General features: G+C 55.1%; 21 protein-coding genes and 2 pseudogenes. 11 read left to right on the forward strand and 12 right to left on the reverse strand.

Annotation, left to right across the window (positions count from 1 at the left end; all coding sequences use genetic code 11):
- Positions 1–36: 36 nt before the first annotated feature.
- Positions 37–930 carry a cation transporter gene (locus E0D86_RS19560; protein ID WP_026006648.1) on the reverse strand — a complete coding sequence of 298 codons (894 nt, stop codon included), beginning with the start codon at positions 928–930 and terminating at the stop codon, positions 37–39.
- A 101-nt stretch (positions 931–1,031) separates the two neighbouring features.
- Between E0D86_RS19560 and cadR the strand changes: the two genes are divergently transcribed.
- The 6 genes from cadR to E0D86_RS19590 all read left to right on the forward strand — a co-directional run bounded on the left by cadR (position 1,032) and on the right by E0D86_RS19590 (position 5,389).
- A complete protein-coding gene (cadR, locus tag E0D86_RS19565) occupies positions 1,032–1,439 on the forward strand; it encodes a Cd(II)/Pb(II)-responsive transcriptional regulator (RefSeq protein WP_017246254.1) in 408 nt (135 codons plus the stop codon).
- 107 nt (positions 1,440–1,546) lie between these two features.
- Complete coding sequence (locus E0D86_RS19570) at positions 1,547–1,894, forward strand: DUF3703 domain-containing protein (RefSeq protein WP_102821478.1); 348 nt, start codon at positions 1,547–1,549, stop codon at positions 1,892–1,894.
- Positions 1,895–1,938: 44 nt separating this feature from the next.
- Positions 1,939–2,400 (forward strand): signal peptidase II, encoded by a 462-nt coding sequence (gene lspA / locus E0D86_RS19575; protein WP_230697886.1) that lies wholly within the window; start codon positions 1,939–1,941, stop codon positions 2,398–2,400.
- Complete coding sequence (locus E0D86_RS19580) at positions 2,397–3,143, forward strand: AraC family transcriptional regulator (protein WP_023083084.1); 747 nt, start codon at positions 2,397–2,399, stop codon at positions 3,141–3,143. Before lspA ends, E0D86_RS19580 begins: the two co-directional genes overlap by 4 nt.
- 68 nt (positions 3,144–3,211) lie before the next feature.
- Entirely contained in the window at positions 3,212–4,120 is a 909-nt protein-coding gene (locus E0D86_RS19585) for a sterol desaturase family protein (protein ID WP_023083085.1), read from the forward strand.
- 21 nt (positions 4,121–4,141) lie between these two features.
- Positions 4,142–5,389, forward strand: coding sequence for a cytochrome P450 (locus tag E0D86_RS19590; protein ID WP_023083086.1), 1,248 nt, complete (start codon positions 4,142–4,144; stop codon positions 5,387–5,389).
- Between the two features lie 157 nt (positions 5,390–5,546).
- Here E0D86_RS19590 and E0D86_RS19595 read toward each other — a convergent pair whose 3' ends face one another.
- The 4 genes and pseudogenes from E0D86_RS19595 to lnt all read right to left on the reverse strand — a co-directional run bounded on the left by E0D86_RS19595 (position 5,547) and on the right by lnt (position 10,101).
- Complete coding sequence (locus E0D86_RS19595; RefSeq protein WP_017246245.1) at positions 5,547–6,131, reverse strand: protein-disulfide reductase DsbD domain-containing protein; 585 nt, start codon at positions 6,129–6,131, stop codon at positions 5,547–5,549.
- Between the two features lie 17 nt (positions 6,132–6,148).
- The gene (locus tag E0D86_RS19600; RefSeq protein WP_017246246.1) at positions 6,149–7,339 is read right to left on the reverse strand and encodes a protein-disulfide reductase DsbD; all 1,191 of its coding nucleotides are present in this window, start codon (positions 7,337–7,339) and stop codon (positions 6,149–6,151) included.
- A gap of 567 nt (positions 7,340–7,906) precedes the next feature.
- Positions 7,907–8,561 (reverse strand): annotated as a pseudogene (locus E0D86_RS19610) (IS5 family transposase); the annotation flags it as partial.
- 100 nt (positions 8,562–8,661) lie between these two features.
- Positions 8,662–10,101 carry an apolipoprotein N-acyltransferase gene (lnt, locus tag E0D86_RS19615; RefSeq protein ID WP_017246079.1) on the reverse strand — a complete coding sequence of 480 codons (1,440 nt, stop codon included), beginning with the start codon at positions 10,099–10,101 and terminating at the stop codon, positions 8,662–8,664.
- Between the two features lie 592 nt (positions 10,102–10,693).
- Here lnt and E0D86_RS19620 point away from each other — a divergent pair.
- A pseudogene (locus tag E0D86_RS19620) lies at positions 10,694–10,807 on the forward strand (Cd(II)/Pb(II)-responsive transcriptional regulator); the annotation flags it as partial.
- 122 nt (positions 10,808–10,929) lie between these two features.
- On the opposite strand, the gene E0D86_RS19625 reads toward E0D86_RS19620, so the two are convergent.
- The 3 genes from E0D86_RS19625 to E0D86_RS19635 all read right to left on the reverse strand — a co-directional run bounded on the left by E0D86_RS19625 (position 10,930) and on the right by E0D86_RS19635 (position 14,614).
- Positions 10,930–12,303: a heavy metal sensor histidine kinase gene (locus tag E0D86_RS19625; RefSeq protein WP_003292663.1), complete on the reverse strand. Its 1,374-nt coding sequence runs from the start codon at positions 12,301–12,303 to the stop codon at positions 10,930–10,932.
- Positions 12,300–12,974 (reverse strand): heavy metal response regulator transcription factor, encoded by a 675-nt coding sequence (locus E0D86_RS19630; RefSeq protein WP_008569962.1) that lies wholly within the window; start codon positions 12,972–12,974, stop codon positions 12,300–12,302. The genes E0D86_RS19625 and E0D86_RS19630 overlap by 4 nt, the downstream gene beginning before the upstream one ends.
- Before the next feature lie 320 nt (positions 12,975–13,294).
- Positions 13,295–14,614: an OprD family porin gene (locus tag E0D86_RS19635; protein WP_131651724.1), complete on the reverse strand. Its 1,320-nt coding sequence runs from the start codon at positions 14,612–14,614 to the stop codon at positions 13,295–13,297.
- Positions 14,615–15,454: 840 nt separating this feature from the next.
- Between E0D86_RS19635 and E0D86_RS19640 the strand changes: the two genes are divergently transcribed.
- Genes E0D86_RS19640 through E0D86_RS19650 form a run of 3 tightly spaced genes read left to right on the forward strand, consistent with a single transcriptional unit; the run spans position 15,455 to position 21,312 of the window.
- Positions 15,455–16,762, forward strand: coding sequence for a TolC family protein (locus E0D86_RS19640; RefSeq protein ID WP_131651725.1), 1,308 nt, complete (start codon positions 15,455–15,457; stop codon positions 16,760–16,762).
- A gap of 9 nt (positions 16,763–16,771) precedes the next feature.
- A complete protein-coding gene (locus tag E0D86_RS19645; RefSeq protein ID WP_037041095.1) occupies positions 16,772–18,124 on the forward strand; it encodes an efflux RND transporter periplasmic adaptor subunit in 1,353 nt (450 codons plus the stop codon).
- 17 nt (positions 18,125–18,141) lie between these two features.
- Positions 18,142–21,312: an efflux RND transporter permease subunit gene (locus E0D86_RS19650; protein ID WP_038663116.1), complete on the forward strand. Its 3,171-nt coding sequence runs from the start codon at positions 18,142–18,144 to the stop codon at positions 21,310–21,312.
- A 639-nt stretch (positions 21,313–21,951) separates the two neighbouring features.
- Here E0D86_RS19650 and E0D86_RS19655 read toward each other — a convergent pair.
- The gene (locus E0D86_RS19655) at positions 21,952–22,281 is read right to left on the reverse strand and encodes a hypothetical protein (RefSeq protein WP_128576267.1); all 330 of its coding nucleotides are present in this window, start codon (positions 22,279–22,281) and stop codon (positions 21,952–21,954) included.
- Between the two features lie 378 nt (positions 22,282–22,659).
- Between E0D86_RS19655 and E0D86_RS19660 the strand changes: the two genes are divergently transcribed.
- Positions 22,660–23,580, forward strand: a complete 921-nt coding sequence (locus E0D86_RS19660) for a cation diffusion facilitator family transporter (protein ID WP_037041098.1) — start codon at positions 22,660–22,662, stop codon at positions 23,578–23,580.
- A 216-nt stretch (positions 23,581–23,796) separates the two neighbouring features.
- Here E0D86_RS19660 and E0D86_RS19665 read toward each other — a convergent pair whose 3' ends face one another.
- From E0D86_RS19665 to E0D86_RS19675, 3 genes are read right to left on the reverse strand one after another with little or no spacing between them, the layout of a single operon-like run.
- Positions 23,797–24,258 carry an isoprenylcysteine carboxylmethyltransferase family protein gene (locus E0D86_RS19665; protein WP_131651726.1) on the reverse strand — a complete coding sequence of 154 codons (462 nt, stop codon included), beginning with the start codon at positions 24,256–24,258 and terminating at the stop codon, positions 23,797–23,799.
- Between the two features lie 4 nt (positions 24,259–24,262).
- Positions 24,263–24,943 carry a thioredoxin domain-containing protein gene (locus tag E0D86_RS19670; RefSeq protein WP_023444712.1) on the reverse strand — a complete coding sequence of 227 codons (681 nt, stop codon included), beginning with the start codon at positions 24,941–24,943 and terminating at the stop codon, positions 24,263–24,265.
- A complete protein-coding gene (locus E0D86_RS19675; protein ID WP_031297409.1) occupies positions 24,940–25,374 on the reverse strand; it encodes a disulfide bond formation protein B in 435 nt (144 codons plus the stop codon). The genes E0D86_RS19670 and E0D86_RS19675 overlap by 4 nt, the downstream gene beginning before the upstream one ends.
- Positions 25,375–25,380 lie beyond the last annotated feature (6 nt).

Here is a 25,380-nt window from a genome sequence, read left to right on the forward strand (position 1 = left end):
CTGTTTGGAAAATGGGGGTGCTGTCGATCCGGTTGGTCAGGCTTTCAATGCCAGGATTCGGCGCGCACCGTTGAGTACGATGAGGCCAACTACCGTACCAATCACCAAATCTGGATAGGAAGAGCCTGTCCACGCAACCAGAGCTCCAGCGGCGATAACACCAATATTCGCGATCACATCGTTGGCCGAAAAAATCCAACTCGCTTTCATGTGTGCACCGCCTTCACGATGGCCGTAGATCAATAAGAGACAGCTGACGTTCGCGACGAGTGCAACTAAGCCAATCCCCATCATCAGCATCGACTCAGGTTCGCTGCCATAGATGAAGCGCCTAACCACCTCCACGAGTACCCCCAGAGCCAACACGATCTGGATAAAACCCGCCAGGTGCGCAGCGCGAACCTGCAGCTGCGCAGCCCGACCGACCGCAAAGAGAGCCAGACCATAGACGGCAGCATCAGCAAACATGTCCAGCGAGTCGGCGATCAGACCCGTCGACTGAGCAATCAAGCCTACGCCCAACTCGATGACAAACATCGTGGCATTGATACCGAGCAGGATTTTGAGCGAGCCAGCCTCCTTGGAAGCAGTCAGCTCTTCACTGGCGCTATTGGCCGAAGCTGCTTCCTGGCTGGCCGGTTGAGTACCGAGCAATGTTGCCCCCAAACCAAGTGATTCCAGCTTGGTTGCGATCTGGTCAACCGGACCGTCATGGAAAGCGCGTACCTGTCTGCTGCTCAGATCAAAGGACAGCGAATTGAGTTCAGAAAAGCCATTGAGCGCGAGCCGAATCATTCGCTCTTCTGACGGGCAATCCATCTTGGGCACAGAAAAACTGCTGACCCAAGTCCCTTCATTCGAAGGCGCGGCTGCCGCTTCAGTGCTTACCGGCTCAGGGCCACAGCCACAGGATTTATCACAAGAAGTCATGACTCGCCTCTCCTATAGGACTTGATTCTACCGATTAAAAACCATGTAGTGGCTATAGGGTCAAGCCTGGATATACTGGCTTTTTTACCAAGGGACAGACCATGCGCATCGGTCAACTTGCACAGCGGACAGGAGTGGACACTCAGACGATTCGTTTTTATGAACGTCAGGGACTGCTTCCACCGCCCGAACGCGAGGACAATGGCTATCGAACCTATAAAGCAGACCATGCGGACAAACTGCTGTTCATTCGCCGATGCCGCTCTTTTGGCATGTCACTGGAAGAAATTGGTGTTTTGCAGAGCTATCAGGAACAGCCGCAGCAACCCTGCGTTGCGGTCAATGAGCTCCTTGATAGACATATCGCACAGGTAAGGGCTCAGATCGCATCCTTACATGCTCTCGAAAACCAGCTGGTGACGTTGCGAGGTTGCTGCGATAACGAACGACAAAGTCTGGACTGCGGGATACTTTCGGGCCTGCTGGGGGGCGACAAACCTCTTTCGTAATTCCGACATAAAGTCATTTTTGCGTCGTCTTGAATCGCCCATAGCGCTTGACCCTATAGCAGCTATAGGGTGTTCACTCGGGCATCTACTGCGTAAGTGAGATCCAGATGAATACCGCCCTCAGCATTGCCATTGATGAGGCCTTCTTCCAGGCTAGGAAAGCACTTAATGCAGAGGCGCCAACCGAGGCTTTCTCCTGGCTGGAGCGAGCCCACATATTGAGCCAGCGAATGCCTATTCTTCATGCTCAGAGCCATTGGCTGATGCTGAGGGCCGACTGGCAGTTGCGCGACTTTCGAAAGGTGCTCAGCCAAGTACCGCGAATCATGGCGGCCCTGCTGTTCTCGAAGATCTGGGTGCCGCTCGGAAACAGCGGGCGCGCCAGGGTTAGTGCTTTTGCGCCGATGCCTATTTCACCGGAGCTGCAGCGACTTCTTCAAGGAGAAATGCAATGAGGTCGTCTCCTAGATCACCTCTTGTTGCTCCTGGGTTCTGGTGGATGCTATCGCTAGCCATTGCCTCGGCCGACCTAGCGTTGAAAAGCGCAATTACGGGTTCGCTCCCGGTCGGCACCGTGATTCCTCTCACCCCGTTCTTCAACCTGGTTCACTTCTGGAATACCGGTGCAGCGTTCAGCTTCCTGGCTGACGCGGGTGGTTGGCAGCGTTACTTCTTCATTGTCATAGCTTTGGTCGTTTCGATCGTGCTGGCTCTGATATTGCGTAAACGCAGAGCCAAAAGCGAAGCCCTAGGCTATAGCCTTATCTTGGGCGGGGCAGTTGGGAATCTGATTGATCGCGCATTTCGAGGCCATGTAATCGACTACCTGGATTTTTACTGGCAGTCCTGGCATTGGCCTGCGTTTAACCTGGCGGATATTGCTATCGTCGGTGGCGCCGCCATGTTGATCCTGAGCAGTTTGCTAAGCCCAAATGCGGAAGCCGACCGAGTCAACGAATGAAAGGCTCGCTCTCAACGGATACCGTACGCTGGGCAGGCCAGGCCTGGATAGGGCCCGGCATCGGCATCTTTCATGGCCGTGCCGGCCACCAGGAGTGGCACCACCATCAGGCGCATCAGATTTCAGTGGGCCTCGATTCACCTGTATCGGTTGAAACTCCGTTGGGCATTCAAACAGGGGCTGCCATCTTCATCGCCGCGGGCCTGAAACACCGGATCAGTGCTGGTCGAGTGCTGTCGATCTATCTGGATGCACTATCCGATGAAGCCCCAACTATGCGGGGTACCGAAGAAGCAAGGGTAGTCGTGATCGCCCCGGCGGACGTAGTAGCGATTATCGATATGCTGCGCGAGACAGGACATACCGCTCTCCAGGTTAGGACGGGGGTGCGCCAGGCACTGCGGCTACCCGATCCACCGATTCCAGATCCTCGCTTGACAAAGGTGATTGAAGCGCTGCATAGAGGCCAAATGAGGCGCGAAGAAATGGCCGCGTTGGTGCATTTATCCCCTACACGGTTTTCCCATTGGTTCGTGGAACAGACAGGCTTGCCGCTGCGCAGCTATGCGAAATGGTTACGTCTCACACAAGCCCTACAGCACCTAGCCAAAGGGGGTCTACTCACCGAAGCGGCCCATGAGGCGGGCTTTTCTGACTCGGCACATTTCTCCCGGACATTCCGGGCACTGCTGGGCATCGATCCTTCCTCCGCCCTGGCTGAAGTCGATCTTCAGGGGTCGTAGCTCTTTCGTTCAAGCCGAAAGCGGACCTTCCCACATACAGTCATGGCTCCCTACTCAGGAGCTGAGCGATGTCTATTCCCTTGCGATTCGCCATAAGGTGGCTGAGCTATCCACTTGTGTTTGGCGGCTGTGCCTCCTTCATGATTTGGGCGCTGTATGCAGGTATACCGTATTGGCCCACCACACCCATAGTCGCCGCGGCGGGGCTGCTACTCATTGCTGGCTTGGAGCGCATCCAGCCTTTTCGGCGAGCCTGGCTGGAAGATCATCAGGACACCCTGACGGATCTGCTGCACATGCTGGTGAACCTGTCTGTCATTCAATTTACTGCAGAATTCCTGGCTAAGTTAGGCGATGCGGTACCGGCTTCGGTTCGGCTCTTTCCGATCGAGAGCCCATTGTGGCTGCAATTGCTACTAGTCGCCGCCGTGCTCGACTTGAGCCTGTATGTGATGCACCGCATCAGCCACCGGGTGCATTGGCTGTGGCGCTTTCACATGATCCATCACAGCGCTGAGCGGCTCTACTGGATGAACGGAGAACGTCGACATCCTCTGCATGCGGCGTTGATGGCCGGGCCGGGGCTGGTGGTTTTGCTCATATCTGGAGCTCCGTCTGCCGTAGTCGCAACGTGGTTTGGGATCCTAACCGTCCATCTGGCCTTTCAGCATTCGAACCTGGACTACAGCGTGGGTTGGCTGCGGCATGTGCTAGGGGTTGCTGAGGTCCATCGTTGGCACCATAAGCGCGACTTCGAAGACGCTCAGGTCAACTTCGGTGAGTTTTCAACTGTGTGGGATCAGATGTTTGGAACCTTCTACGACAGCGCCGGGAAGCTGGGCGAGGCTGAGGTTGGATTGCATGAAAAGGACTACCCCAGAAATTATTTCGGGCAATTTATTGATCCTGTTCATCCAACATCTGCTTACCCGGCCGGTCACAATTCTTCAGAGCAGGATGAAATCCGCAACACGTAGCTAGAACGGGTGGAGTCAGCAATGCCAAACATACCGCGTGACACCGGATTGGACAGTACTTGGGCCTTTTTGCGAGATCCCTACCGATTTATCTCCACGCGCAGTAAGTTTCATCAATCGCCTGTGTTTCAAACTCGCTTGATATTACAGAAAACTCTGTGCCTAACAGGTGCCGAAGCTGCTCGCTTGATTTGCGACCCTGACCGATTCGTTCGCCAGAACGCTGCGCCCAAGCGACTGCAAAAAACCTTATTCGGACAAGACGGTGTCCAAGGTTTGGACGGTGATGCGCATCGTCACCGAAAGGCCCTCTTCATGGGAGTGCTCACACCCGCGAACGTGCAGGAACTAGCAGAGTTGAGCGAGGTTCGTTGGAGGGAGTATGCGCGAACTTGGCGTCCCGGTGAGTCAATCGTCCTCTACGAGATTGCTCGCGAAATTCTATGCCGCACCGTATGCGACTGGGCCGGTGCTCCAATCGCTGAAAGAGATGTTCAACAATGGACTCAAGATCTTGCAGCTCTCTATGAGCACGCCGGCGCGATCGGTCTGCAGCACTGGCAGGCACGGAAGGCACGTCGCCGATTGGAGCAATGGGCGGCAGAGCTCGTCGAGTCCACTCGCGCCGCTCCCCCTACACCCGAGCAATCGCCTCTCGAACGCATCGCCCATTACAAGGACCAGCACGGACAGCCGTTGGATCTACATACCGCATCAGTGGAACTACTAAATCTGCTGCGGCCGACGGTAGCCGTCTCTGTATTCATAACCTTTGCAGCGCTAGCGCTGCACAAGCACCCGTTCTGTCTGAGAAACCTGCAGTCGGGAGATGAAAGAGATATAGGTTGCTTTGTGCAGGAAGTGCGGCGTTTCTACCCCTTCTTCCCAGCGATCAGCGCTCGCGTGAAAGAAGATTTTCTATGGGAAGGATTTGCCTTTGGCAGGGGCACCTTAGTCCTGCTGGACTTATACGGAACCAATCACGATTCCCAGCTCTGGGAGGAGGCAGATCGTTTCAAGCCTGAGCGCTTTCGATCCAACTCTCCGTCGCCATACTGCTTCATCCCACAAGGACCAGGCGACCCGCATGTTAACCATCGCTGTCCAGGTGAAGGCGTCGCCGTCGCATTGATGAGCGTTGCTGTTCGCTTCCTGGCTCGCTCGCTCCAATATGAGGTTCCCGAACAGGATCTATCAATCACCTGGGACCGATTGCCGGCACTGCCCCGAAGCCACTTCGTCATGCGGAATGCGCGAATCACAATGTAAGTTTGGTGTTTAACGAAGCGAGTCTCGCCCATCTCAAGATATGAACGGTGGGGCATGGCGTTGAGCTGCCCAGCGCAACCACGGCAATCGGGGAATACTCAGAATAAGCTGTTCACAGTCATTCCCCAATTGAGTCATTTCCGAGGGCCGTTCTGACTTATTGTCGCTTGGTATCGTCCAGATTCAGCGCAACGGGCAGGTCAGTCGGTGCCAGACAAATGCCCTCGTCACTGCAGGCCTGCACCCGTACAATCATTTCGAGCCTGCCTACCTTTTCCAGCACGGCGGTCTGTTTTTCGTCGGGCCGCAGCCGAATACTTGCACCGTCGTCATACACCTCTAGGGCGGTGTCACTCAGCACAATGTCACTGACCCGGCCGCGCGGGTACTGCGTCGGGATTATAAGCGCCTGGCCGTTGACTGAAGAGCTGACGACGGTGGGAATCAGGAATTCCATGGAGGCCGGATTTGCATTCACATGCCAGCCCGGTTGAATGTTCAGTGTTAAAACGAAATCACCCGTCTTTCCCGCCATTGCTGCGGCGCCTCCCGCAACAGTGAGGCGGACCTTATCAGCGGAATTTGCCAACCCTGCTCGGGTCGGCACCGGGACTTCAAGACCGGCACGTTCAGTCTGGGCAGCGTCGAGGTTGTTTCCGTTGGTGTCGATCAACATGAACGCAGCGATCGCGATCGCAAAAACCACTACTCCAGCTAGCAATCCTTTTTGTCGAATCACCATGATTGGGTCTCCAGTATCTAAGGTTGTGGGTTTCCGGTGCGATTGATAGCTTCGACCAAGCTGTCGGTGTCAAAAAGCCCCGTGAAACGGGCGATAACGGTGTCGTCACGGTCAACAACCACTGCGAAGGGTAAGGCCTGCCCGCCGGTCGCAGTTAATAGCGCATCTTTTTCTGGGTTGCTCGCTGTCACGTCAACTTGTATGGGCACCATCTTGGTGCGCCGCACGGCTTCGGCCACAGCGGCCTCCTGGTAGACCGTGCGCTCAAGTATCTTGCAGTTGATGCACCAGTCGGCGGTGAACTCCAGCAAATAGGGTGTGCCCTGGGCTTTTGTCTCCGTCAGTAGTTTTGCGGAGTAGGGTTGCCAGACGAGTTCGTCTTCGCTGTTGCCCAGCGGGGATGCGAATTCCACAGTCATCGCAAGGGCAAGGCCTGCCGCCGTTGTGGTGATCACACGCACGGTACCATTACCCTGGACGAAACGGCGGGCACCCCAGGCCAGCACCAGGGCCAGCCAAGACCACCATAGCCAGGTATAAACCGCTTTGGGCACCAGGCTCGCGCTGAAAAAGACGGCTGCGGCCAGCAAGACCAACGCGAGCACTTCTCTAATGACCAGGGTCCAGGGCCCCGCCTTGGGCAACCGGCTCAGCCAATCGGGTTTGAGCATCAATGCTGCGTAGGGCAGCGACAACCCCAGCCCGATACTGCCGAATATCCCCATACTTACCGGCGTCGGCTGGGTAACGGCAAAGGCTAGGACTCCACCAAGGAAAGGACCGGCGCAGGGTGCGGCCAAAACCGCACTCAATAACCCAGATACGAATGCTTCAAAGTAGCGCCGGCCATGGACCGAGGCGGCGAACGCCGGGATCGGGATGGGCAAATCCAGCCAGGTGACCACCGCAAACCCGACCATCAAGGCAACAAGGACACCAACGAACACCGCAGACTGAAACAAAGTGCCCCAGCTCCACTGCAGAAGTGCGGTCAGTCCGCCCAACGTCAGGAAAAACGCGAGCGTTCCTGCGGTGAACGCCAATGCCGCCAGCACGCGGTGCGATCGTTGGCTGCCCGCCTCTCGTAAGATGGTCCGGACCTTAATGGGAATTGCAGGCAAAACGCAGGGCGTCAGGTTGAGCAGCAAACCTGCCACTATCGCCATTAAGAGCTGGCCGGCGATGAGTAAAGAGGGAATTTGATCCATCACTCAGCTATTCCCAGCCCCTTCCCACCCTTCCTGGCCGGAACGTCCGGTCTGACCCCGCCATTGGCTGCTTGCATACTTAAACAGCAGATTTTTTGAGTGCTCATATCTCTTCTCCATATAGACCCCGTCCTTTGAGTTATTGGCAAACGTCAGCTATCGGTAACGATTATCGCATCGGCTTCAGGCATCGCGAAGAGCTGAGATGACATTAAAGAATTTTACACAGGCGAGGCAGATGCTTGGTTAGTGCCACTCTGGGTATGCTAAAAACCTAGCGGCTTACCATTTTCATACGACTAGCCAACAACTAAATATAAGTCTGTTCACGCTGAGGCCCACAATCGCTCAATGAGCAGCTGCACGCACCGAGCCTACTGGTCCTCTCAAGAATAAGTAATGGCCTATAAACAATCCCCTAGGGATGGTCTGAAGTAGCCATGTATTTCTGGCTGACTTCAGCTTCCGCCGATTTTGAAAGCGGAAAATCGACCAAAAATGATCAGATCACCGCTCATTTCTGTGTTTTTAGCCGCCGCGAGCACCTCGCGGCGGCCATTCCCCGCATTACAGGCGCACCTCTCCCGCGTTGGTCAGTAACCGTCGGCGCGCCTTCCACAGATTCGACAGCGCGAACAGCGTGACCAACTGAGCGGTGTTCTTCACCAGCCCGCGGAAGCGCACCTTGGTATAGCCAAACTGCCGCTTGATCACGCGGAACGGGTGCTCGACCTTGGCGCGTACTTGGGGCTTTGGCCTTCTCGATCTTGCGCTTGGCTTTGTATAGCGCGCTGCGCTTATCGAGCTTCTTGTAGGTGATGCGGCGTGCCGCAACCTGCCAGATCACCTGACGCCCCTCATGCTCGGGACGCTTCTCAACGCCGGTGTAACCAGCGTCGGCGCAAACCACATTCTCGTCGCCGTGCAGCAGCTTATCGACCTGGGTGACATCCGCCACGTTGGCCGCCGTGCCCACCACGCTGTGCACCAAGCCCGATTCGTCATCCACGCCGATGTGCGCCTTCATGCCGAAGTAGTATTGCTGGCCTTTCTTGGTCTGGTGCATCTCCGGGTCGCGCTTGCCGTCCTTGTTCTTGGTTGAACTCGGCGCGTTGATCAGTGTGGCATCGACGATAGTGCCTTGGCGCAGCGACAGGCCGTGGTCACCCAGGTGGCCGTTGATCACAGCCAGGATGCCGGCAGCCAGCTCATGTTTCTCCAGCCCGGCTTTGGAGCTTTTTCCTGCGAGCCAATGCCATATGTAGACAAATCCCTTCCTTCTCACCCGATACAGAGTCTGCTCGCTGTGAGAATGGCAAGCGTTATGTATCCAACCGATGATACTGCCGAATTCGACGAAGCAGGAGCAAACCGAGTCCGAGTGCGATCACGCCAAGGATAGGCCAATCCCGCCAGCGCACATAAGGGGTCGCGCCAGTTCGGGGGGTCACTTCGGCGCTGAGGGTGGCTACGCGGAATTGAGGAGCGCGTGTAAGGACCTTTCCCTCATAGCTGACAGTTGCTGTGATGCCCGTGTTCGTGGCTCGCAGTAGGTCACGTCCGGTTTCGATGGCACGCATGCGGACCATCTGGAAGTGCTGGAGAGGGCCGATTGAGCTGCCGAACCAAGCATCGTTGCTGACATTCACCAGTAACTGCGCTTCGGGCAGAAGTTCCGTGACTTCAGCACCAAAGACCGCCTCGTAGCAGATGAGTGCTCCGACGGGCACACCCGCTGCGTTAAGGACGTGCGCTTCCCGTCCTGGTGTGAAATCGGACATAGGCGCCCCGAGCACGTCGAGGGCCGAACCCAAGAAGTTCCGGAGCGGAACATATTCACCGAATGGCACCAGGTGGCGTTTGTAGTAGTACCCTGCGGGATCTGAGAGGCTTATCACCGCGTTGTAGGTGCGACCGTCCGTCTCGCGTATAGGGACGCCAATCATTAACGAGGTGCCGGCCTGATCGGCTAACGCCTCGAGCTCAGCAAGATATTCTCTAGCCTGGTCATGCCACATCGGGATTGCCGCTTCTGGCCAAATCACGATGTCGGCCCCGAGATGCTGCTTCGTAAGCGTCTGATAGCGGTCAAGCGTGATTTCCCGGGAATCCGGGTCCCATTTTTTGTCTTGCGTGATGTTTCCCTGCAAGAGGGCAATATTGATAGGGCCAGCGGCTGGCTGCGTCCACTCACGATCCAGAATCTGCAAGCTGGCGAGAGTAGCGATTAACACGGCACCGGCTACCGTCGCACGGTGCAGGCTTAAGCCCAAGATAACCCACGCAAGCCCGCCAGCGAGCAAGGCCACCAGAAAACTCACGCCAAGCACACCAAAGACAGGAGCGATAGTGGCAAGTGTGGTGTCGGTCTGGCTGTAGCCGATAAAAAGCCAAGGAAAGCCGGTTAAGAACCAGGTGCGCATCCATTCACTCAACACCCATGCCGCTGGTAGCCCTAGCCAGAGCGCCGTCGCATCGATCTCAGGGTGCAGGCGGCGTACGAGATACGCGACGCCCCATGGGAAGAGAGCTAGCAGCGAGACAAAGGCCGTTGTGGCTAACACTGCCACCACGGGGCCATTGCCGTACTGGCTGATGCTGATGTAGACCCAGGAGACACCTACGCCGAAGTAACCAAGGCCAAATATGTAGGCCGACCATAGCGCCTGACGCCTTGAAGATTGCGCGACCAGGACAAATAATGCGGCAAGAGCCATCACCGCAATCCATGCCCAGCCCACAGGGGCAAAGGCAAGCGGCATGGCGCCTCCGGCTAGTAAAGCCATCACCCTTGTCAGAAACGTCTTGTAGCGCATTCCCGAGGTTAAGTCGGACGGTAGAGCGCACTTATCACCCAATGCTCTCGCCTCCTAAGCCAAGATCAACCCTGTAGCTCATGCTTTCTTGCTCCGCTCAACTCACACCCATCAACCCATTCGACGGGCTGACCAGAGTAGCAAAGTGAACTTTCTGAACTCGACAAGGTGCGCCGTAAGCTGGGAGCTGCTCCGTATTCGGGGCCATGCCGAGATAACGGGAAAATTCACTCACATCCATCCTAACTGATTGATTTATCAGAACATTTCCATGACGGGAATTTTTATGGAATCATAACGAGATCACGGAAAATTAAGACATTCAAACCATAAATGTTTGATTTCTAGGCTTTGTGTTGCTCTCACATGCTTGCGCATGTTCGCCCACCTTCAATTAGTCTCAAATGTGGGCTCGATGGCAGCTGTAAACTTTCCTCCCCTCGGAGGTGATGATCATGCGGCACGTTGCAATGCAGCCAACGGAAACGACTTCAGACGTTACCTGTGACGCTTGTTGCCAAAGCACAAGTATTGAGGGCTGCAATCACTCGAACGACAACTCGTTTCACTGCGGGCTAATTGCAACGATGGGCGGGAAGTTGAGGCTTGCGGCATTCTCGCCGGAATTAGCGAGGACGCATGCATTAAATGAACGGCGTTGGGGCTTGCGGGCCTGGTTACCCGGCCAACGCGCATGCCCTCGAAATGGTTGTTTGTCCCTGTGGTTTTTGCCCCTTCGTAGTGATGGCTGTCTCCGTGCGGTATCACTTTGAGTCAGGCCTGCCGAGGAAACGTGAGTTCAAACGTGGTCCGACCGTCTTTGCTGGCGACGGCCACGTGGCCTTTGTGGAGGTTCATCACTGAGCGGACAATCGCTAGCCCCAATCCTGCCCCGCGAGGTTGTATGCCGTTAACGCGGTAAAAGCGGTCGAACAGATGTGGGAGATGATCCGATTCGATAGTCGCGCCATGATTGGTGACAGCCAGCGAGACGATGTCTACGTCCTCCTCAAGGATCTTAAGTTCGACCGTACTGCCAGTATTTGAATGCCGCAGCGCGTTGGATAGCAGGTTGGAAATGGCCCGCTGGACCATAAGTCGATTTCCCAAAATCATGGCATCGCCCGTTACTGTCGTAGCGACTCCCGCTTCTTCGGCAAGGACTTCGAAGTATTCACATACGCGCCTCGCCTCGCTTCCTAAAGATAATTGTTCGAGCTTCAGTGCTGGGCTGGCGTGGCTGGCCTGGGCGAGAAACAGCATGTCTGACACGATTCGATCCATGCGTTCGAGTTCTTCAACCGACGACTCGATCACCTCCCGATAATGCTCCTTGCTTCGCTCACGCACCAAAGTCACCTGCGCCTTGCCTATCAGGTTGTTCAGCGGAGTTTTTAACTCATGAGCCACATCGTCCGAGAATTGTGACAGTTGCTGAACGCCGTCATCGAGTCGATGAAGCATTACGTTGAGGCTGTGCGCCAATGCCTGGAGCTCTTGCGGAAGCCGATCGGTGCGGATTCGAGGTGATAGATCCTGTGTAGATACCTTAGTCGCCAAGGCCCGGAACTTGCGAAGCGGCCGCAAGCCATTTTGGGCGATTAGCCATCCAGCCAATCCGATCAATATCAGTAGCATCGGCACGGTCACTAAGGCCGAGCGCAGGAATGCAGCCACCAGCCGTTGATCGGCACTGCGATCTTGCGAAAGTAAAAGCGTCATTGGAGCCAGTCCCGGGACTTGGATTTGCTTGCGCCCGGTTAGCATCTGCACGCCATCTTTCGTTGTCCAGCCAAGATAGTCGCCGTCCCTGCTCACGAGATCCAGCTGCTGCGGCGCATTGGCGAATCGGCCGATACTGAAAATGGGTGATTTCGCTGTATCGCCGATGACCGTAATCGAAAGGTTGTCATGGCCGAGTACGGTATCGCTCAATGCGTGTTGCCAGGAGCGGCCCATACGGGCTTTGGTGTCTTCGAGGAGTCCATGATCGATCTGAGAGAGCTTGGCCGTCACTTCCTCCTGGGCGCGCAGTTCCAGTTGGCGCACCAGTACCCAGTAGCTCAGTGCAATCAGCAGCGCGACCAAAGCGGCGCCGGTCAGTGTGATTTGAAGCGCGAGACGCGATGCGAGGCTGAGTGGCTTCAAGGCCGCGCCTCCAGCACGTAGCCCACACCCCGGATGGTGTGTATCAGGCGATCGCCGAAGGGTTCGTCCACTTTCATCCGCAGGCGACGAATCGCAACATCCACCACATTGGTATCGCAGTCGAAATTGATGTCCCACACCATGGCAGTTATTTCCGTACGCGTGAGGACTTCGCCAGTCCGGCGCATGAGCAGATGCAATAACGCAAATTCTTTGCTGGTGAGGTCGATACGCTGACCGCTCCGGTAAGCCCTATGCCGGGCCGGGTCCAGTTCGAGGTCGGCTACACGCAGGTTGCTCGGAAGTGTGACTGCCTCGCCTCGCCGCAACAGTGTCCGGATACGGGCAAGCAGCTCGGGGAACTGGAACGGCTTGACCAGATAGTCGTCGGCGCCCGATTCCAAGCCGCGGACTTTTTGCTCTAAGCGGCCATTGGCAGTCAGCATGATGACGCGTGTCTGCTTACGCCGCCTGATGAGTTCGAGAACCTCCCACCCATCCATGGTTGGCAGATTCACATCTAGCAGCACGATGTCATAGTCGTTCTGCAGTGCCAGGTGAAACCCATCGAGGCCATCACTTACGCAATCGACCAAGTAACCACATTCGATAAGACCCTGCTGCAAGTATTCCGCAGCTTTGATCTCGTCTTCGACAACCAGGATGCGCATGTTTTCAGGTAACTCGGCAAGGAGGTGCGCGGTAAGCGGAACCAAAAAAATCCATGTAGTAACTAGGTCAAGACGAAAGCGGCTTGGCTCTAGCGTGAAAGGCAGAGGCGAAAAGATCTGCCCAGGGAAGCGGGAAGCACTTTAACGCGGTAAAAGCCCTGTGAGGGCTATCTTGCGAATTTGTAATCTACCGGTCATTTGGTTGACCCGCAGCGCGAGCGGGTGCACCAAACGAAAAAAGGCGCCCTGATGGGCGCCTGAAACACATCTTCAAACCAAGGGAGCAAAACTAAAGAAGATGTGGTGTTGCCCATGGTGTTTCACAAGATCGAGAGAGGGTACTCGGCGATGAATCGGACCTCATCGAGGTCGGACTCGAAAGCAGTCGCCCGCGTGGTAGCCTGGCGCACCCGCAGAGACAAATCCTTGAGAGAGCCAGTCTGTACAACGTAGCGGGCTTCGACGTCGCGTTCCCAGCGGTTCTGTCCCGTCAGCGGCGCACCGTTATCGTCTTGGCGCATGTACACCTCGTTCGCGTTGCTGTAATCGGCGCCCCAACCGCGGGCGTAGCGGGTCATGAAAGTAAGCCCGGGTATGCCGTACTCCGCCATGTTCAGGTCGTAGCGCAGCATCCAGGACTGCTCTTTAGGCGAGTTGAAATCACTGTACTGGATGGAGTTGTTCAGGTAGATCGAGTCCGCCTGGCGCAAGTAGTCAAAGTCGTTGTTACCGTTGTTTCGCTGATACGACGCCGTGACGGTGTGCGCGCCGAAGGCGACACCCAGGCTGGAGCTCCAGATGTTGTTGTTGAACTCGCCCAGCAACTCGCGGCCTTCGTCGGTTGCCTTGTAGTAGTTGAAACTGCCCAGCAACGCGACGACATCGGAAAGCGGATAGGTGGCCGATAGACCGAAGTAATGTTGGTTCCAGGCATCCTTGAGCCGGCTGGTATACAGGCTAAGACTAAGATTTTCGTTGACGCTATAATCGCCGCCTGCGTAGCCGAGCCAAGGCGCGTCGACGTTTCCGCCGTAGAAGGTGACGAAGTCTTCGTTCATGTTACTAGTGTTGGGCTGGCTCATCGCGTGCAAGCGGCCTCCCTGGAGGGTGAGGTCGTCCAGCGAGTTGTTCACAACGGTGACACCCTTGAAAGACTCTGGCAGCAGCCGTGAGTCGCCGAAGTGCACGACAGGTGTAGTGGGAAATACATCGCCGGCCTTGATCTCGGTGTCGAGCAATCGTGCTTTCACCGCGCCTCCCACCCGTGTGAAATCATCCTCAGGATCGCCGGCGCTGTCGTGGGGAAGCAGGTCGATGCTGCTGCCCACACCGGAGCGCCCCGAACCGGAGTCGAGTTTGAGGCCGAGCATGGCGAATGCGTCGACGCCGATCCCCACCGAGCCTTGGGTATATCCGGACTCAAAGAAGGCCATCAATCCGTGGGCCCATTCCTCGGAGTAGCCATTGCCGGTGGCGCTCTCACCGTCGCGAAAATCCCTATTGAAATAGAAGTTGCGATTTATCAGCGATAGCGTGCTGCCTTCGATGAAGCCCTCCGCTGTTTCCGATTGGGCAAAGACCGGGGCGCTGCCCAGTGCCAATGAAAGGGCTGTCAGTGAAAGGGCGGCCTTTTTGCTCATGATGATGCTCCTGATATACGGCAGGTCAGCGCTCGAATGGCGCCTCTTGCCTTTTTGTTCTTTAGCGCCTGGCCATGTTCTTCCCCTGCAGATGACCGCAGGATTAGCGGCAAATGACTATTTTGTAATCTGGGGGAAAAGCAATCGCGCATTTCCTCGATTACAGATTTGTAATGTTGCGGTCACCCGGTCGTTATCCACTCTTCTTTAAAGTCACCACCCCATAGCATCAGCTATCTCGCCGGCTTGGCAAGGCTGAAAAAAAACGCTTATGTGTATTTGTCTAAACCTAAGGCGAATCACTATCGCAGTAGAGGCGCATGTGTTTCGCGTCTTGGCGGGGGTAGTTCTTATGATTGGATTCGACATCTAAACCAGGAAGTCATCGTTTTGCCTTGGATGAGAAAAATAGTTTTGCTGATGTTGCTAGCCTTGTTCCCATTGCAATCATCATGGGCAGTTGTTAGCACGAGCTGCAGTCATGAGGATGGTTCGGCAGCAAATCATCTTGGACATCACGAACATCCGCACGAGTCTCTGGGTACTGACGAGGAAGGATCGTCAAAAGCCGCAAAAAAAAAAATCAGTCTGGATGGAGACTGTGTCTTTCATGGCGACCATATCAAGCCGCTTATAACGAAAGGGATCTGCCCTGGTTCGGTATTATCAATGAGCTTGAAACCGTTTCCTTCTGCTAGCTACGCATCGGCTGAAGCGGGGCGTCCTGAGAAACCTAATTGGCGCATCGGTGCAAAACCGGTGGGACGCCAAAGTAACCAGTAAGCGCCATTTATCTGTATCTGACGTCTCACCGAACCTTCCCTTTTTTAGGAGATTTCGGTGCGAAAAGCTCTTTTCTCGCTGGGGTTGACGACGTTGTCGTGCAATCTCGCCTTTGCGCAACCCTTAGAGTTGCCGACCTTCACACAGACCTTACCTGTCGGTGTGTCAAATACATTCCCCGTTGAGTCTGTCGAATCCATAAGCTTTCTACGCGCCTTGGAACTCGCTAGCTCTGCAAGCCCTGAACTGGCTGTTGCAAGACGTGAGCTGGCTGCTTCTCGCGCATTAATTAGCCAAGCCGGAGCACGTCCGAATCCAATATTGTCCGCTAGCCAGGAGGGAATCCGGGGCGATGCCCCGGAGACCACGCTTGAACTGAGCCAAGAAATAGAGCTGGGTGGTAAACGTTCGGCTCGTATTGAGGCGGCGCAACGAGCCTTGGACGTAGCAGCTGCTGACCTACAGGACGCCCAAGCTCGACTGAGGGGGGCAGTGATGGGCGCGTACTACGATGTGCTTACTGCTCAAGAACGGCTGGACCTCGCTCAGGCTGCTTCAAAGCTTGCGAAGCAAGCAGTGAACGTGGCCAATCGACGTGTGAGGGCCGGCATGGTCTCTCCCGTAGAGGAAACCCGGGCGCAGGTTGCGGCTACTGGAGTGCAAGTAGAGCTTGCCCAGGCCACAGCTGAACTCGAAGCTGCGCGCACTCGGCTGGCGGCCAACTGGGGAAATCCACAGCCACGCTTTGAGCGAGTAGAAGAGCCGGCAGAGGCAGTGCCTCCTCTTCCAGAGCTAGCTGAGCTTTACAGCCGTTTGAACGATTCCGCCCAACTAACCCGCGCGCGTCGGGAGGCTGAAAGACGTCGGGCTGCGTTGGAGCTGGAAAGGACGAATCGCTTTTCTAACGTGACGGTTAGCGTAGGTGCCCAACGCTCAGATGAATATAACGGCACGCTGGGACTGGTGAGTATCTCGATGCCCCTGCCGTTGTTTGATCGAAACCAAGGCAACATCGGAGCAGCGCAGGAACGGGCCTACCAGGCGCAGGACGAGCTCAACGCCGTCCATATACGCCTGAAAAGCGAACTTTCCCAAGCGCACATGCGGCTGCGCACTGCTCGCCAGCAGTTTGAACTGTTGCGCAACGATATGCTCCCCAGTGCCCAAAGCGCTTATGAAGCTGCCAGCAAGGGGTTCGAACTTGGAAAATTCACGTTCCTTGACGTACTGGATGCTCAACGCACGCTTTTCCAAGCCCGATCTCAGTATCTGTCTGCGCTATCACAAGCTAACCAGGCGGCGGCAGAAATCTCGCGAATTGTCGGCGATGGGTCGGCCGTTATCACCTCGGCCACTCAGCCATAAGGAATCCATATGAAAAGTAAATCGAATACATCTTCCTTGGCTGGTCACAAGAAGCAGATTTTTTGGATCGTCGTCATATTAAGCGTGGCACTTATGCTTGGCGGATTGCTTCTTCGCAGTAGTCCAACTGTGCCCGATGCGGGCGACGCACATAGCGAGCATGGTGACGAATCGGAGCATGAGGATGAAGGGCATTCGGATGAGGATGCAGAAGCAGAAGCAGAAGGAGATCATGGCCATGATGAAGGAGGCGCCGATAGCGATCACGAGGTCGGTGCGGCAGAGAAAGATGAGCATGACGATGGTCCTGAGGGAGCAGCGCACGCCGAAGCAGCAGAGGTTGAACTCTCCGAGACCCAAATCCTAGCCGCGGGCATCTCGCTGGCAACCGCTCAGCCTGCAAAGATACAAAGCGCAATCGAGCTGCCAGGTGAAATTACGTTTAACCAGGATCGCACAGCGCAAGTTGTGCCTCGTCTCTCAGGTGTCGTTGAAGCGGTCAAAGTCGATTTGGGCGAACAGGTGAAACAGGGGCAAGTACTTGCTGTGATCGCGAGTACAGACCTGTCGGAACGTAGAAGCGAGTTCTACGCGGCGCAAAAACGTCTTGCATTGGCTCAAAAAACCTATCGACGCGAAAAGGAGCTATGGGAAGAGCGTATTTCTGCGGAACAGGATTATTTACAGGCACAACAGGCTTTACGGGAAGCAGAGCTGACTGTTGCGAATGCAAACGCACAGCTACAAGCGCTTGGCAGTGATGCTGGCAAGCCAGACGCATTGAGCCGCTACGAACTCAGGGCGCCGTTCGATGGGATGATCGTTGAGAAGGACATCACGCTCGGTGAGTCAGTCAATACCGATGACCAGATATTCATCATTTCCGATCTCTCTACCGTTTGGGCAGATATCAGCGTTCCTGCCAATGCACTCAGCGCGGTACGAGTCGGCAGCAATGCCGTTATCGAGGCCACAGCATTCGAGTCCAGTGCCAATGGCACCGTTTCTTATGTCGGCTCACTTGTTGGTCAGCAAAGCCGCGCCGCTACCGCCCGGGTCACACTTCCCAACCCTGAAGGGGTTTGGCGCCCCGGCCTGTTCGTCAAAGTGCAGGTAGGCGCTGGCGAAGCATCCGTGCCAGTCGCAGTAAGTCCTGATGCGATCCACACATTGGAAGAAAAGCCGGTGGTGTTTGTACGGACCGACCATGGCTTTGCTGCTCAGCCAATCGTGAGTGGCCGCAGCGATAGTGAAGCGGTCGAAATCAAGGAAGGCCTCCAGGCCGGAGCGCGCTATGCCTTGGATAACAGCTTCATCATCAAGTCCGAGCTTGGCAAAGCCAGCGCCTCGCATGCTCACTGATACGGAGTTATAGAATCGTGTTCGAACGTATCATTCGTTTTTCTATCGAGCATCGCTGGTTGGTTATGCTAGCCGTGCTTGGCATGGCAGCGTTAGGAGCTTACAGCTACCAAAAGCTGCCTATCGATGCTGTCCCGGATATCACCAACGTACAGGTGCAAATCAACACTGCGGCGCCAGGTTATTCCCCGCTGGAAGTGGAGCAGCGTATTACCTACCCGCTCGAGACGGTAATGGCTGGGCTGCCCAAGCTCGAGCAGACACGATCCTTGTCTCGATATGGACTTTCTCAGATCACAGTTATTTTTGAGGAAGGCACTGACATCTATTTTGCCCGCCAACTTGTGAACGAGCGCCTGGGAGGGGCCAAAGATCAGCTCCCAGATGGCGTCACTCCAACACTTGGACCTATTTCCACTGGGCTTGGCGAAATCTATTTTTGGACGGTTGAAGCTGAGGAAGGTGCCACCAAATCGGACGGTACGCCGTATACCCCTGCTGACTTGCGTGAGATTCAAGATTGGATCATCAAACCGCAAGTCCGAAATGTACCTGGTGTTACTGAGATCAATACGATTGGAGGATATGCAAAGGAATATCAGATCGCCCCCAACCCAGACACTTTGCGGTCGTTTGGACTAACACTACAAGATTTGATCGAGGCGGTTGAGCAAAACAATAACAATCTAGGTGCCGGATATATTGAAAAGCGCGGCGAGCAGTATCTTGTTCGCGCGCCAGGGCAAATGCAGTCTGTGGAGGACATCCGCGATACCCTTATTAGCAACGTTGACGGTACCCCAGTGCGTATCCGCGACGTTGCGACGGTCAAGGTTGGAAAGGAGCTCCGCACTGGCGCAGCCACCGAGAATGGCCGCGAAGTGGTGCTAGGTACGGCTTTCATGCTTATCGGTGAAAATAGCCGGGTAGTTTCTAGGGCTGTCGATGACAAAATGAAAGAGATAAACCTTTCGCTTCCGGAGGGCGTAAAGGCGATTACTGTCTACGATCGTACTGTGCTCGTAGACAAAGCTATATCCACCGTTAAGAAGAACCTCACTGAAGGTGCCATTCTTGTTGTGGTTATACTTTTTCTCTTCTTGGGCAATATCCGTGCGGCGATCCTAACCGCACTTGTTATACCGCTGGCGATGCTCTTTACGTTCACCGGCATGGTAGCCAACGAGGTCAGCGCCAACCTGATGAGCTTAGGCGCATTGGATTTCGGCATCATTATCGATGGTGCCGTGGTGATTGTTGAGAACTGCGTGCGTCGACTTGCTCACGCTCAGTCCCATCACGGGCGGGCATTAACGCTGTCCGAACGGCTTCATGAAGTGTTCGCTGCGGCAAAGGAAGTGCGTCGACCTCTACTCTATGGGCAGCTGATCATTATGATCGTATATCTGCCGATATTCGCCCTTACAGGGGTCGAAGGTAAGATGTTCACGCCCATGGCGTTTACCGTAGTGACAGCGCTATTCGGGGCGATGATCCTCTCGGTGACGTTCGTCCCAGCAGCCGTTGCGCTATTTATCGGTAAGCGGGTTACGGAGAAGGAAAACTTTCTAATCCGCAATGCTAAACGGGCCTACGCACCTGCACTCGATGCGGTGATGGCCAACAAGCCAGCGGTTCTCACCTTTGCCGTAGTTGTAGTCATACTTTCCGGCCTCGTAGGGTCACGTATGGGCAGTGAATTCGTGCCTAGCCTCAACGAGGGGGACTTCGCTATCCAAGCCCTTCGTGTACCGGCTACCAGCCTTAGTCAGTCTGTCGAGATGCAGCAGCAGCTGGAACGAAAGCTTATGGACGAGTTTCCGGAGATCGAGCGGATTTTTGCGCGCACAGGCACTGCGGAGGTGGCATCCGATGCCATGCCACCAAATATCTCTGACGGGTACGTCATGCTGAAGCCTCAAGAACAATGGCCGGATCCAGGCAAGTCGCGCAATGAACTCTTAAGCGAGGTCCAAGCATCCGCCGCTGAGCTACCGGGCAATAACTACGAGTTTTCCCAGCCGATTCAACTGCGTTTCAACGAATTGATTTCCGGTGTTCGTGCCGCTGTAGCCGTGAAAATCTATGGTGATGACATGGACGTTCTTAACAGCACGGCGGCGGAAGTGTCCGAGGTGCTAGGACAAGTACCAGGCGCTTCAGAGGTTACGGTCGAGCAAACAACTGGTCTTCCTATGCTCACGATCGATATCGATCGCGATCAAATCGCACGATACGGCCTGAGTCTAGATACCGTACAGCAAGCGGTTGCAGTAGCCATCGGGGGCCGAGAGGCAGGCACCTTGTTTCAAGGAGACCGGCGTTTCGATATCGTAGTTCGTTTACCGGACGAGATACGCAGCGATCTCGCCGCAATTGAGCGGCTTCCAATTGCCCTTCCAAGGGAATTAAACAGCGCCATAAGTTATATCCCCCTCGGCGAGGTGGCCACCCTGGATTTGGCCCCCGGTCCGAATCAGATCAGTAGAGAGGAAGGGAAACGGCGAATTGTTGTCAGTGCAAACGTCCGTGGTCGGGACATTGGATCATTCGTATCCGAGGCAGAACAGAAAATCCAGGCTCAGGTAGATATCCCGGCAGGTTATTGGATCGATTGGGGCGGTACCTTTGAGCAGCTTGAATCGGCAACGAAGCGGCTGCAGATTGTCGTCCCCGTGGCGCTGCTCCTGGTCTTCATTCTGCTTTTCATGATGTTCAACAATGTCAAAGACGGCTTGTTGGTCTTTACCGGGATTCCATTTGCGCTCACGGGAGGCATTGTTGCGCTGTGGCTCAGAGATATCCCATTGTCCATTTCAGCAGGTGTTGGCTTTATTGCTCTGTCAGGCGTCGCAGTTCTAAATGGCCTGGTAATGATCTCCTTCATCCGTAGCCTACGGGAGCAAGGTTTGCCTCTGGACACCGCGATCCGCGAGGGCGCTCTTACCCGGCTACGCCCGGTATTGATGACGGCCCTAGTGGCTTCACTCGGGTTCGTTCCAATGGCCTTGAATGTGGGTACCGGTGCAGAGGTGCAGCGCCCCCTTGCGACGGTGGTAATCGGGGGGATTCTCTCCTCAACGGTGCTAACGCTATTAGTTTTGCCGTTGCTCTACCAGATGGCTCATCGGCGCGAAGACGAATTGGAGGAGCAAGAAATCGCGCTAGCCGCCGACAGAACGAGCTAGATATCGGATGGCGGTACACAACGCCCCGTTCTTGCTAGCAAGCAAGAACGGGGCGTGTTGATTATCGGAGCGCTAAGTTCATTAGCGGCGCAGCGGGCAGTACAGCCTTGGTGGCGCAGGTCTGATGCATCTAAGCGGTAAATAAGAAACTTGCTCGCGCTAAGTGCTATGACCTGCGCTACATACGCCTCCTCGACCTGATGGCTTTCACCCAAGGTGAGCTGACGAAGGATTATGCGAGCAGCGGCTGACCTGCCCTGGTTGGCAGCAAGGGGCGATAGCTACGACAACGCCCTGGCTGGAATGATCAGCAGGCTGTACAAGACCGAGCTGACACCTTCAATCATGCACGAACCGCGAGACCGCTGAGATGACGACCCCCGACATGGATGCGGGGTAGGCCACCAGCGTCTGTTCAGCTCACTCGATATGCTCCTTGCGAAGGCTAATAACAACAGATCAGGCGATGGCGGCCTGACTTAAACGAAACGGCTTTTATAAATCAAGGGCGATTCGCTGGTAGCGATGTTGCGGGCAAGTTATGGAAACAAAAAAGCGCCCCGAAGGCGCTTAGAGTGCAACTGCTTCCAAAGGAGCTTGGAAGCTGCCGGAGGCGAATATCGTTCAGATATGAAGCGGTTAGTCAGCTTTGGTTTCTTTCTTGCTTTCCGTATTGTTCTGATCTTGGCGGGTATCCTTAATCTGTAATTCGTCTATTTTTCGTTTGGCGGATTCGGTTCCGTGAATTCGTTTTTGATCTGCTCGGAATTTTTCATTAAATTTAATTGAGCGGTCATAGCCATCTTCTGCATAAGACAATGCGGAGCCGCAGATTACCAAACCAACAACAATAGCTTTCAACAGATTCATAGGGCAGTCCTCGCTAAATTCAAAGGTGGCTTGCTGAGCTTTCTCGCTGAGCCCTGCAGGTTCGAATGAATTTTGCGTGATTGAAGCTAACAGCAGCATGAGCCAAGCATTACATTATTGAAATGTAATGCTTCCATTGCGCGGTGACATGAGCGCCTTGCTTCGTCATGTCAGCACCGAGGCGCACCAATCTGCAAGGGCCTATCCTACGAAAAGAATGATTGGAAGATTACAATTTTGTCATCCTCGGATTGACGCCGTATCATCTATCATTAGCGAGCAACGTCGTTTAACGTTTGAGAGGGATCGGCCAGTTATCGGCAAGTTTCAGACGATAATGCACGAACTCGCTTGAGAGTGGTCGCATTTCTGTCAGTGTGGTTTGGAAGGCCAGATGGTATTGGTGCTAGTATTATCTATTACTTTTTTTGGGCTCCCTATCCTTGTCTTATGTTATTTAAGGACGGTTAAAAACCAATGGCTCACGAACATAACCATAACACCGAAGCCATAGGCGATAAGCGTTTAATCGCTGCCATTGGCGTTAATACTGTGCTAACTCTGGCACAAGTTGTTGGAGGAATACTTTCTGGCAGTTTATCGCTCATAGCTGACGCGCTACATAACTTGAGCGATGCCGCATCACTGGTTATTGCGCTCATCGCACGTAAAATCGGTCGCAAACCGCCAGATGCTTTTAAAACCTTCGGCTACCGACGCAGTGAAACCATAGCGGCTTTGATTAACTTGGTCACGCTGATTATCGTTGGTCTCTACCTCATCTACGAAGCTATAGGTCGGTTTTTTGCCCCACAGCCCATTGAAGGATGGACAGTGGTCGTGGTGGCGGGAATAGCCTTGATTGTAGATGTCGTCACGGCCTTGCTCACCTACACAATGTCTAAGAATAGCATGAATATAAAGGCGGCATTCCTGCACAATGTGTCGGATGCGCTGGCCTCCGTCGGGGTTATTATTGCCGGAACATTGATTCTTCTGTATGGCTGGTACTGGACGGATACTGTCCTGACACTGATGATTGCTGGGTACGTGCTCTGGCAGGGCTTTAGCATGCTGCCTAAAACCATTCACTTGTTAATGGAGGGCGCACCAGAAGGAGTTTCCATCACTGATATAATCAATGTCATGGAGCAAGTGGACGACGTTGTGAGTGTTCACCACGTACATGTCTGGGAAATTGCCGAACATTCAACTGCATTGGAAGCTCACGTTGTCATCAAGAAGGCTAGCCTGCCCGAAATTGAACGAGTAAAGACTGATTTAAAACGAGTACTTCATGAGCAATTCAAAGTCAGCCACTCGACACTTGAAATGGAACTAGACGGCAGTGTTTGTATCGACACCAGGCAGGCCGACAGTCATCGCAGCGAAGCATAAGCCTGCTTTGCGCTCAACGCTGTTGCTAGACAGTTAGCTCGATATCAACCGGAGTGAACTTGTGACATCACTCGTTGCCGCTATGTCATCGACCAGAGACATGCTAGCGGCATGTGCCCAAATCAGTTCCTCACGAGGAGATCAGGCTAGGTCGTGGGCATCTTCGGCATGCTGATGTGACGAGTATGCCCCGGCAGTCGCTAACGCCGCCGAGGCTCAGAGCCAGCGGCGGACTTGTGCGCGGTAGCGGACGAATGATTCGCCGAACAGTGCTTCCAGCGCCCACTCTTCGGCTGCTATCTGGAAACGGTTCATGTACAGCACGAAAGCAACCACGCCCAGCAGGGTCAGAGGCGAGGCCAAGGCCAGCGCCCAAGCCGCAAGGATAATGGCGAAGCCTAAGTACATGGGGTTGCGGCTGTATTGGTAGATGCCAGCCTCCACTAATGCCGAAGCCTGCTGCGGCATTAGTGGATTGACCGTAGTGCGAGCGCGGCGAAACGACAGTACGCCGGCGAGGCACACGCCGAGCCCCAGGAGCAGTACCGGCAAAGCGAAGGTCAGGCGCGCGGTCCATGCCAGTTCGAAGCCCGGCAATTTGGTTCCCGACAAACCCATCAGCACAGCCATCAGGCCCGCCACGAGCAGCGGTGGCACGCGGTTTTCCAGCGCGCTCATAGTGTCATTTCCGTGCCTTGGCCACTTCGCTGTTCACCAACTGGCGCAGCGGCTCCGGGCCAAACTCGCTGAGCGCACGACCATTGACAAAAAAGGTCGGCGTGCCACGAACCCCAACGGCCTTAACGTCCTGCATGTCCGTTTCCAGCACGGCGTTGACGCCAGGCGTATGCATGTCCTGGCGGGCCTGCTCCAAGTTCAAACCGACGCGCTCTGCGGCAGCCCATGCCTGCGTGACTTTGGGGTCATCGTGCCAACCGGGTTGGGCCTCCAGCACAGCCTCCAACACTTGTTCATGGAGATTTTGCTTACGCGCCGCCTCCAGCATCCGCGCCACCTCTTCGGAGCCTTGATGGAACAGTACATAGCGCAGCACCAAACGCACGTCTTCCGGGTTCTCGGCGAGGATCTGCTTCACATAGGGGTGGAAGGCGCGACATGCCTCGCAGGAAGGGTCAAAGAATTCGACGATGGTTACTGGGGCCTGCGCCGGGCCGAACACCGGTGAGTGGAAGCGAACCAACTGGCCGCCGCCTTGTTTGGTTTGTGTCGCGGCCTCTTGGGCGGTCGAACCGGGAGCCTGGGCCTGTTGAGGCGACTGGGAGGGGGAATAGAAGAATGCAGCGGCAGCAAAGACGGCCAGGATCACGACACTGACGATCAGGACCACGGAACGGCGATTCATGGGGCGGTTCTCCGACGGATAATAATGAGCAGGATGCCGATAAGGATAAAAGCTAACAAGGCGAGCGCCGGCAGGGGCACTACGCCGAAAAGGGTCATTCCGGCGCCTGAGCAGGATGGACCGGTGGCCGTGCAGGGCTGGATCGGCTGTGGAATCAGCCCTGCATAGAGCAGCGTATGAACAAATGCCAGCGCCGCACCGATAACGGTCAGCGGTAGGGCATAACGCCAGACTGTGAAATCCGAGCGGTAGCAGGCGATGGCCAGGATCACCGTCAGCGGAAACATGAAGGCTCGCTGGAACCAGCACAGCACGCAGGGTGCCTGGCCCATCACCTCGCCAATGAACAGCGCGGACAGGGTCGATATCAGTGCGACCAGCCAGGTTAGCAGCAGGAGATTCCAGGTCATGCCTGAAGGTTGAGGATTCATCTCGGT

It is taken from the genome of Pseudomonas sp. IC_126 (assembly GCF_004331835.1).
Lineage (GTDB): Bacteria > Pseudomonadota > Gammaproteobacteria > Pseudomonadales > Pseudomonadaceae > Stutzerimonas.

Bases quoted from the DNA above. Each gene is read 5' to 3' on its own strand.
- E0D86_RS19560 (WP_026006648.1), bottom strand. From the start codon at position 930: ATGACTTCTTGTGATAAATCCTGTGGCTGTGGCCCTGAGCCGGTAAGC.
- cadR (WP_017246254.1), top strand. From the start codon at position 1,032: ATGCGCATCGGTCAACTTGCACAGCGGACAGGAGTGGACACTCAGACG.
- E0D86_RS19570 (WP_102821478.1), top strand. From the start codon at position 1,547: ATGAATACCGCCCTCAGCATTGCCATTGATGAGGCCTTCTTCCAGGCT.
- lspA (WP_230697886.1), top strand. From the start codon at position 1,939: ATGCTATCGCTAGCCATTGCCTCGGCCGACCTAGCGTTGAAAAGCGCA.
- E0D86_RS19580 (WP_023083084.1), top strand. From the start codon at position 2,397: ATGAAAGGCTCGCTCTCAACGGATACCGTACGCTGGGCAGGCCAGGCC.
- E0D86_RS19585 (WP_023083085.1), top strand. From the start codon at position 3,212: ATGTCTATTCCCTTGCGATTCGCCATAAGGTGGCTGAGCTATCCACTT.
- E0D86_RS19590 (WP_023083086.1), top strand. From the start codon at position 4,142: ATGCCAAACATACCGCGTGACACCGGATTGGACAGTACTTGGGCCTTT.
- E0D86_RS19595 (WP_017246245.1), bottom strand. From the start codon at position 6,131: ATGGTGATTCGACAAAAAGGATTGCTAGCTGGAGTAGTGGTTTTTGCG.
- E0D86_RS19600 (WP_017246246.1), bottom strand. From the start codon at position 7,339: ATGGATCAAATTCCCTCTTTACTCATCGCCGGCCAGCTCTTAATGGCG.
- lnt (WP_017246079.1), bottom strand. From the start codon at position 10,101: ATGCCGCTTGCCTTTGCCCCTGTGGGCTGGGCATGGATTGCGGTGATG.
- E0D86_RS19630 (WP_008569962.1), bottom strand. From the start codon at position 12,974: ATGCGCATCCTGGTTGTCGAAGACGAGATCAAAGCTGCGGAATACTTG.
- E0D86_RS19635 (WP_131651724.1), bottom strand. From the start codon at position 14,614: ATGAGCAAAAAGGCCGCCCTTTCACTGACAGCCCTTTCATTGGCACTG.
- E0D86_RS19645 (WP_037041095.1), top strand. From the start codon at position 16,772: ATGAAAAGTAAATCGAATACATCTTCCTTGGCTGGTCACAAGAAGCAG.
- E0D86_RS19655 (WP_128576267.1), bottom strand. From the start codon at position 22,281: ATGCTGCTGTTAGCTTCAATCACGCAAAATTCATTCGAACCTGCAGGG.
- E0D86_RS19660 (WP_037041098.1), top strand. From the start codon at position 22,660: ATGGCTCACGAACATAACCATAACACCGAAGCCATAGGCGATAAGCGT.
- E0D86_RS19665 (WP_131651726.1), bottom strand. From the start codon at position 24,258: ATGAGCGCGCTGGAAAACCGCGTGCCACCGCTGCTCGTGGCGGGCCTG.
- E0D86_RS19670 (WP_023444712.1), bottom strand. From the start codon at position 24,943: ATGAATCGCCGTTCCGTGGTCCTGATCGTCAGTGTCGTGATCCTGGCC.
- E0D86_RS19675 (WP_031297409.1), bottom strand. From the start codon at position 25,374: ATGAATCCTCAACCTTCAGGCATGACCTGGAATCTCCTGCTGCTAACC.